The 7,077-nt window shown below is 68.8% G+C and carries 14 protein-coding genes; 5 read left to right on the forward strand and 9 right to left on the reverse strand.

The window, feature by feature from the left end:
- From EON91_RS13475 to EON91_RS13485, 3 genes are all read right to left on the reverse strand, one after another.
- Nucleotides 1–264 (reverse strand): phage tail tape measure C-terminal domain-containing protein (locus EON91_RS13475; RefSeq protein WP_292095755.1); only part of this gene is annotated, 264 nt, incomplete at its 3' end.
- A gap of 173 nt (nt 265–437) precedes the next feature.
- Nucleotides 438–608 (reverse strand): phage tail assembly chaperone, encoded by a 171-nt coding sequence (locus tag EON91_RS13480; protein WP_292095728.1) that lies wholly within the window; start codon nt 606–608, stop codon nt 438–440.
- Nucleotides 605–904: a GTA-gp10 family protein gene (locus EON91_RS13485; RefSeq protein ID WP_292095730.1), complete on the reverse strand. Its 300-nt coding sequence runs from the start codon at nt 902–904 to the stop codon at nt 605–607. The genes EON91_RS13480 and EON91_RS13485 overlap by 4 nt, the downstream gene beginning before the upstream one ends.
- Nucleotides 905–923: 19 nt before the next feature.
- Between EON91_RS13485 and EON91_RS13490 the strand changes: the two genes are divergently transcribed.
- The gene (locus EON91_RS13490; RefSeq protein ID WP_292095732.1) at nt 924–1,301 is read left to right on the forward strand and encodes a hypothetical protein; all 378 of its coding nucleotides are present in this window, start codon (nt 924–926) and stop codon (nt 1,299–1,301) included.
- On the opposite strand, the gene EON91_RS13495 is transcribed toward EON91_RS13490, so the two are convergent.
- The 5 genes from EON91_RS13495 to EON91_RS13515 all read right to left on the reverse strand — a co-directional run bounded on the left by EON91_RS13495 (nt 1,282) and on the right by EON91_RS13515 (nt 4,240).
- Nucleotides 1,282–1,692 (reverse strand): phage major tail protein, TP901-1 family, encoded by a 411-nt coding sequence (locus EON91_RS13495; RefSeq protein ID WP_292095733.1) that lies wholly within the window; start codon nt 1,690–1,692, stop codon nt 1,282–1,284. The genes EON91_RS13490 and EON91_RS13495 overlap by 20 nt on opposite strands.
- Nucleotides 1,693–1,881: 189 nt before the next feature.
- Entirely contained in the window at nt 1,882–2,289 is a 408-nt protein-coding gene (locus EON91_RS13500; RefSeq protein WP_292095735.1) for a DUF3168 domain-containing protein, read from the reverse strand.
- A complete protein-coding gene (locus EON91_RS13505) occupies nt 2,286–2,579 on the reverse strand; it encodes a head-tail adaptor protein (protein WP_292095736.1) in 294 nt (97 codons plus the stop codon). Before EON91_RS13505 ends, EON91_RS13500 begins: the two co-directional genes overlap by 4 nt.
- A gap of 5 nt (nt 2,580–2,584) precedes the next feature.
- A complete protein-coding gene (locus tag EON91_RS13510; protein ID WP_292095738.1) occupies nt 2,585–2,851 on the reverse strand; it encodes a head-tail connector protein in 267 nt (88 codons plus the stop codon).
- A 162-nt stretch (nt 2,852–3,013) separates the two neighbouring features.
- A complete protein-coding gene (locus EON91_RS13515) occupies nt 3,014–4,240 on the reverse strand; it encodes a phage major capsid protein (RefSeq protein WP_292095741.1) in 1,227 nt (408 codons plus the stop codon).
- Between the two features lie 49 nt (nt 4,241–4,289).
- Here EON91_RS13515 and EON91_RS13520 point away from each other — a divergent pair, with 49 nt between their 5' ends.
- From EON91_RS13520 to EON91_RS13535, 4 genes are all read left to right on the forward strand, one after another.
- Nucleotides 4,290–4,751, forward strand: a complete 462-nt coding sequence (locus EON91_RS13520; protein ID WP_292095744.1) for a hypothetical protein — start codon at nt 4,290–4,292, stop codon at nt 4,749–4,751.
- A 50-nt stretch (nt 4,752–4,801) separates the two neighbouring features.
- Nucleotides 4,802–5,596 carry a hypothetical protein gene (locus tag EON91_RS13525; protein ID WP_292095747.1) on the forward strand — a complete coding sequence of 265 codons (795 nt, stop codon included), beginning with the start codon at nt 4,802–4,804 and terminating at the stop codon, nt 5,594–5,596.
- 71 nt (nt 5,597–5,667) lie between these two features.
- A complete protein-coding gene (locus tag EON91_RS13530) occupies nt 5,668–5,805 on the forward strand; it encodes a hypothetical protein (RefSeq protein WP_292095750.1) in 138 nt (45 codons plus the stop codon).
- Entirely contained in the window at nt 5,795–6,610 is an 816-nt protein-coding gene (locus EON91_RS13535; protein WP_292095752.1) for a hypothetical protein, read from the forward strand. The genes EON91_RS13530 and EON91_RS13535 overlap by 11 nt, the downstream gene beginning before the upstream one ends.
- Here the strand turns inward: EON91_RS13535 and EON91_RS13540 are convergent.
- Nucleotides 6,564–6,992 (reverse strand): HK97 family phage prohead protease, encoded by a 429-nt coding sequence (locus EON91_RS13540; protein WP_292095758.1) that lies wholly within the window; start codon nt 6,990–6,992, stop codon nt 6,564–6,566. The genes EON91_RS13535 and EON91_RS13540 overlap by 47 nt on opposite strands.
- Nucleotides 6,993–7,077 lie beyond the last annotated feature (85 nt).

A 7,077-nucleotide genomic window follows, 5' to 3' on the forward strand; every position in this document is an offset into this window, starting at 1 on the left:
GCCGCCGACCGCCGAGACGATGGCGTCTCCCAGTCCGCCGCCCTTTGATCCCGCCGCCGCGTTCACCGCCGCCAGCACCGCCTTGGCCAGTTCGCTCAGCGACACCTCTCCATCCGCCGCCGCCCGCGCCAGCGACCGCGTCAGGCTGTCACCCGCCCGCCCGAACGCCGCCTCGATCGCCCCTGCGGCCCGCTCTGCCGGCTCGCGCAGGTTCTCCAGCGCCGCGGCCGCCTCGGCGGTCTTCCGTTCGAAATCGTCGGTCATCATCACCTTTCTCCCTCCCCGTCCCGGGGAGGGTGGCTGAGGCCGTCAGGCCGAAGTCGGGTGGGGACGGCGAGGCTGAGCATCCACAGCGCCCGGCATCGCCAAGCCCTCCCCACCCGGTCTCCGCTTCGCTGCGACCACCCTCCCCATGAAGGGGGTGGGAGAAACTGCGCTCAATCCGGCCACCGCGCTTCCAGACGCGCCAGATCCCCGCGCCCCATCGGCCCCGCCTGAACCGGCCCCGCCGTCAGCATCCGCCATTCCTTCAGCGACAGCCGCCAGAATCCCTCTGGCGCCACGCCCATACGCGCCGCCGCCTGGATCATCTCGGCCCACGGCGTCATGCGGTCGCTTCAAACGCCCGCGCCACCGCCTCGGCCGCCGCGCGCGGATCGATCGGCGCCGTGGCCAGCGCCCCCGCCAGCTCATGCTCCCCGCCGCCGCGCAGCAGCGCCGCCAGCACCACCGTCAGATCGCCCGCCGACAGCGCCCGCAGTCGCTCCGCCAGCGCCGCCATCCCGGCCACGCCCAGCCCCGTCTCCATCTCCGCCAGCGCCCCCAGCGTCAGACACAGCCGCCGCTCGGCGCCGGCCAGCATGGCCGCAACCTCGCCCCGTGCGCCGTTCGCTGTTAGCGTCACAGTTCTTGGGAGCCGATTCATGCCACGCCTCATCGTTATTCTCATGATGTTCATGATCGCGGGCTGTACCCCGGGCTACCGCAATCCCAGCGAGGGCAAACCAGTGGCTCCAGGCGAGGTCCGCCTCACACTCGACGCACTAAACCCACGCCGTGCCGACGCCGACGCCAGAGCTGCGATCGTCAACGGCGATCTGCATCTACTTGGCGTCTATGGCTATGCAGCTGAAATTCCCGGCGTAACGGACGACGGGACATCGCTCAACGTGCTCATGGTTGAGGACACCAGCGATTTTGTGCGCAATCGGGCGCACGCTCAGTTCAATGACCGCGCCTATGCCTACGCAATGGCCTATAATCGCACCGTGATTGCCGCCTCTAGCCCGGCGAAAAACTGATCTCACCCGCGCTGGCCAGGCTCAGCGCAAAGCTGGCCTCGCCCTCGTGCTCGCCGGCGTATTCCAGCGCCGCTACCAGGAACGGCCCCTCCAGCACGCCGAAGTCCGGCACGATCAACCGCCAGGTCCTGGCGCTCTGGTCAAAGAAGGCCTCGCGGATCAGGGCGTCCGACGCCGCGTCGCGAAAGATCCCCTGCCCCGACACCGCCGCCGACTTCACCCCGGCGCCCGCCAGCAGCTCGCGCCACCGCCCGGCGCTGTCGCCGTCGGTCGCGTCCACCGTCCGCGCGTTCAGCGAAATCGTCCGCGCCCGCAGGCCCGCCACGGTGACGAAGGCCCCGCCCTCGCCCGCGATCTTCAACAGAATGTCCTTGCCGCGTTGCGCCGCCATGATCTCTCCAGTCTGAATGATACGCCCCGCCTCTCCCTCCCCTTCATGGGGAGGGTGGCTGAGCCCGCAGGGCGATGCCGGGTGGGGGCGGCAAGGCTGATCAAGCGCCGCGCCCTTATCGCCAAGCCCTCCCCGCCCGGTCGCTTCGCGACCTCCCTCCCCGGGACGGGGAGGGAGGAGGCGCCGCGCTTAAATCTCTTCCGTCACAGCCCGCACCCGCATCACCGCCCAGGCGCGCTTCATGTCCGGGCTGCGGAACGCGTCCGCGAACACCACGCCCAGGCTGACCGTCCGCACCCCGTCCGCCGTGATCCGCGCATCGGCCAGCCGCGCCCGCACCGCCGCTGCGACAGCCCGCGCCTCCTCCATGCCCGCGAACTGGCTGGCGCAGGTCAGGGTCAGCCGATGTTCGACCCCGCCCCCGTCAGCCGCCAGCGGCCGGCTTTCGTTCCGCCCGACCAGCAGATGCGGAAACGTCGCCTCCTCCGGCGGCTGGTCCCAGATCCGCACCGGATTCCCCAGCAGCGCCTGCAGCGCCCCATCGCCCTTCAGATGCGCGATCAGCGCCCGGGCCAGCGCCCCTTCATGATCGGTCATCGCGTTCGCTCCAGCGCCAGCCGCATCCGCCCGGCGCGCTCGGGATCCGGTTCGACGCCCTCGATCCGCCAGTCGGCGCCGCCAAAGCGGACCACCAGCCCCGGCTCCAGCCGCTCGTCCGTGCGCGTTGTCGCCGCCAGGGTCTCGAGCCCGCGCGTCACTCCGCCCTCGGTCCGCTCACGCCGTCGCCGCGCCCCCGGCGCCAGCCAGACGACCCCCATCGGCTCATAGCTGACGACCCGTCCGCCATAGGGCGTCTCCGCCTCCACCGGCCGGTGCAATCCCGCCATCACCTTCATATCCGCACCACGCGATACGGGGCGATCCAGGCCTCGACCGGCGCCGTGCTGATCTCGCCCTCGCCCCGCTCATAGGCGCGCAAGGTCAGCATCAGCACCGCCAGCCGCAGCGGCGCCGGCGAGGTCGAGGTCAGGCTCAGCCCCACCTCCCCCTCCACCCGCGCCCGCGCCGCATCGATCAAGGTCTGGATCAGCCCGTCCTCGGCGTCGTGCCCGACGCGCAGGAACAGCTTCGCCTCCGTGAGGCTCACGGGTGCGGTCATCAGTGATCTCCGTGTGTTCTGTTCCTTCTCCCCTTGCGGGAGAAGGTGGCCCCCCAAGGGGGGTCGGATGAGGGGTCGCTCCGCTGTCGCGAAACCCCTCACCCTCCCACCGCTTCGCGGCGGGTCCCTCCCTCTCCCACAAGGGGAGAGGGGTCTTGATCATCAGCTCACCGCGAACTTCATCACCTTGATGGCGTCGAAATTCTGCACCCCGCCGCCCACACGTTTGGTCGTGTAGAACAGCACATAGGGCTTGGCCGAATACGGGTCGCGCAGCACCCGCACCCCCGCCCGATCCACGATCAGATAGCCGCGCGAGAAATCGCCGAACGCGATCGACAGGCTGTTCGCCGCCATGTCCGGCATGGTCTCGATCTCGGTAACCGGATAACCCAGCAACGACGCCGTCTCGCCCGGTCGCGTCGCCGGCGACCAGATATAGTTGCCGTCCGCGTCCTTGAACTTGCGCACCGCCGAGACCGTGCGCCGGTTCATCACGAACCGCCCGTTCGGCCGGTACTGGGCCTTGGGCGCATAGACCAGGTCGATCAACTTGTCGGTCGGATTGGTGGTGGCGAACGCCCCCGCCGCGCCCGAGGCGACATAGCCCACCTTGCCCCATGCGTGGCTGCTCTCGGCCACCGTCTCATAGGCCAGGAAGCCCTTGGGCTTGTTCACTCCGTCGCCGCTGACAAAGGCCGCCGTCTCCTGCGCCGCAAAGGCGTCCTCGACCTCGGCCGCCAGCCATTCGTCCAGGTCGATCAATGCGTCATCCAGCAGGCTCTGCGTCGCCGCCGGGCAGGCGTACAGATCGGCCGACGCGAACTCCAGCAGCGCCAGCGTCGCCCGATCCGTCTCGGGCCGCGCGGCCGTTTCGGCCACCCAGCCGGCCGTCACGCCCGCCGTCGACACCGGCTTTCGGAACACGCCCGACCCGACCGTGCGCACCGTGGCGATCTCGCGCATCGGCGATCCCGCCATCAGACGTCGCTCGATCGCCCGCTCCGTCTCCGGCGGCACGACATAGCCGGCCGAGTTCGACGCCGACGACAGCCCGGCCTTCACCTCCAGCCCATAGGACTGGCCCGACTTCATATAGCCGTCCCAGGCCGCCTTGGCCTCGGGCGCCGCCGCGACGACGGCCGGTTCAGCACCCAGAATCGGACGACGGCTCTCTCTCAGCGCCCGATCCAGCCGCGCCTGCGCCCCGGCCACCGCCTGGTCGATCCGCGCCACCTTCTCCTCCAGCAGCGCATCGGCCGACGCCTTCTTCTCGATCTCGTCCAGCCGGGCGTCATTCGCCCCTTTGAACGCCTCGAACGCGGCCATCATCTCATGCATGGCGGCGCGCGCCTCGGGCGTGCCCGAGACGGTCTTTGTCTCTTTCAATCTCATTCTCCTGAAGGTTACCCTGTCGGCTCCGAAACCGGAGCGACCCATGCGGCGGCTGTTCCCGCTCATCATCCTGATTGGCGCCTGCGCGCCCGAAGCGCCGACAATCCCGGCCGGTCAGTCCGCCGTCTGCGCCGACGGGCGCGCGTGTCGGTCTGTCACCGTCGGCCGAACCGTCGTTCGCGGCCTTCCCGGCCAAAAGCTTTTTACCGAACTGGTCGCAGCCGACCCGAGCGTTTTCGCCGACATCGACACCCTGACGACCGCTCTCCATGCCGCGAACGTCGAGGCCCTCGAGCCAGACCGTCTGACCACTTCACCCCAGCCCGCGCTCTGCCCCGCAGAACCGGCTGATCGCGTCATAGAGGCCCTGCACAGGGACCTGATCCGGGGCGAAAGCCGCAGCCCCGTCTGCTCGCCCGACTACCAGGCGCGCTACCTCGTCACCGTCCGTCCGGACGGCTCGATCGCCTGCATCGAAAACCGCTTCGCCTACAGCTGCGTGTAAGCGCGCATCGCGCCGGTTGAAAAACCGCAGGTTGCGGCTACGCTCACCCCATGGGGAACATCGCGCGCAGGATCATCGACGCCGTCCAGAACTCGCTTCTGGACCGCCTTGCGCTGCAGATGACTCAAGTTCTGGGGCCCGTATTGTTTCTGGGAACCATGGGTTCGACAGTATGGATGCGGACCACACTCTGGCTCATTCCGGCCATGCTGGTTCTGGTCGCGTTGGCGTGGTTGCTGGGGGCGCTCGCCAACCGCCGCCCTCGCCCTCGTCCTCGTCCTCGCAGCCCCTATGACGGTCTTCATGAACTGCCCGCCAACGGCATTGAAGCTTGGAAGGAGTTGCCCGCGGAGGGTTTGCGCCCACCCCGCGCCATGCGAAAGCTGGTCATGACCCTGGCGCTTGGCCGCGCCTTGCCGTGGACAGGTGTTCTGTCGACCGCTCTCTATCTTGGCGCAGTCGCGATGCTCCTGGGACTCGCCCAGACGTCGAGTGCATTCGGGGCGGACATCAACCCGACCCTCTCCGACCCGGAGACAAGGGTAAAACTGGGTGACGCCTGCATTATTCTGATCGCCCTGCTGGCCTTGCGCAGATGGGCGGTCGAGCAATGCGACCGTCTGGCCCCCCTGCCGGAAACCGGAGCGAACCCGACATGGGCCGGCTGGACCATCGGTTTCCTGTTCCTCGCCTTCGCCCTGTCGTTGGCCGCGACCTTTTTCCACCTGCCCTACTGGTCCGGCGTCGCGGCGACCGTCGTCATTCTGACCCTATCCGCCATCCTGCCGTCGTCGCGCGACCGGGTCCTCGAGTTCCTGTTCGGCAAGCGGGAAGATCCCGCATGATCGAAACTTCAGGGAACTCGACGCGAAGCCCCTACAAGGATCCCGTCACCGCCCGGCGTCACAGGATCATGATGCGTGCGCGCGTCCTTCTGATCCTGCCCTTCATCGGCCTCGTCTGGTGGCATTGGCCGGTCTGGATCCCGGTCGCGGCCTTTGTCGGCTGGTACGCTATCTGGTTCCTTTGGGCGGCGGGCGGCCTTGAACACTAGAGACCGTCTCACCCCCCTCGAACGCGCCGTCCTCGACGCCCTGGTCTGGGACCTGCGCGACGTCACGCCCGATCTCGGAGGGCAGGTCGAAGAGGCCTTGCCGGGTCTGCGTCGCAACACCGGTCAGGGCGCCGTCACCGAACTGATCGTCGCCCGCGACCGGCCCGTCCTGACGACCGGCCCCACCGGCCGGTTCGGCACGGTCCACGCCATGGTCGGCGACCTGGCCGACGCCGTCGCCTTTCAGGTCGAACTGCGCCACGGCCGGCTGATGGCCCTTCACGCCGACAGCTACGGGCAGGACACCCGTCGCATCGACTTCGCCACCGCACCTTTCGAGGATGTCTTCCTGGTCGACAGCGCCGGCGCGTCCATCCTTTACGAGCCCGCCCGGCATATGCCGGAAAGTCCACTGTTCGCCCTGCAAAAGAGTGACGAGCCGCCGCTACCTGACCACGGCTATTACGATCAACACACCCCCGACGATCTGGCTGCGGCGGACCAACGGACCTTCAAAGCTGTCCAGCGGATATTCGGGGGCACGGCCTATACGGCGCCCGGAGCCACACCCACATCGACACCCTTCCTGCGCGTCTCTCCGGGCCTGCGCCGGACCATCGCCGTCGCCTACTGGACGATGGCTGTTCTGTTCGGCCTCGCCTGGATCGGCGCCTGGGAGCCCGTGCGCGCCTTCTGGGGCTGGTTCGGCATCGACAACGCCGTCCCCTGGATCATCTTTCCGTTCTTCCTGATCGGCTTCATCTACAAGCTGACGAACGCGCCGAAACCTGCCCGGCAGCCGTGAACCGCGCCCCCGGCAGCATCGGAAACGTCACCAGCGACACCTCCCACAATTCCACCTCGCTCAGCACCCGCAGGCGTCCCTCGCGCCGGGCCTTCGCTGCGCGGAAGCCGATCGACAGGCCGTCCAGGGCGCCCGCGCGGCTCAGTGCGGTGGCGTAGCGGGCCTCAGGCGACCAGTCGGCGATCCGCCCCTCGACCCACAGGCCGCGCTCGTCCTCGACCAGCCGATCCCACACGCCGACGACCGCGCGGCTTTCATGCTGATGCAGCATCCGCACCCCGCCCGCGCCGGTCCGCGCCAGGCTGTCAGCGAAGGCGCCCCTGGCCACCACATCCCCGTTCAGGTCCGCCACGCCCCAGAGGGAGGCGTAGCCGTGGATCAGCAGCACGCCGCTCTCCCTCCCCGTCCCGGGGAGGGTGGTCGAGCCCGCAGGGCGAGGCCGGGTGGGGGCGGCCAGGCTATTCAAG

It is taken from the genome of Brevundimonas sp. (assembly GCF_004210735.1).
Lineage (GTDB): Bacteria > Pseudomonadota > Alphaproteobacteria > Caulobacterales > Caulobacteraceae > Brevundimonas.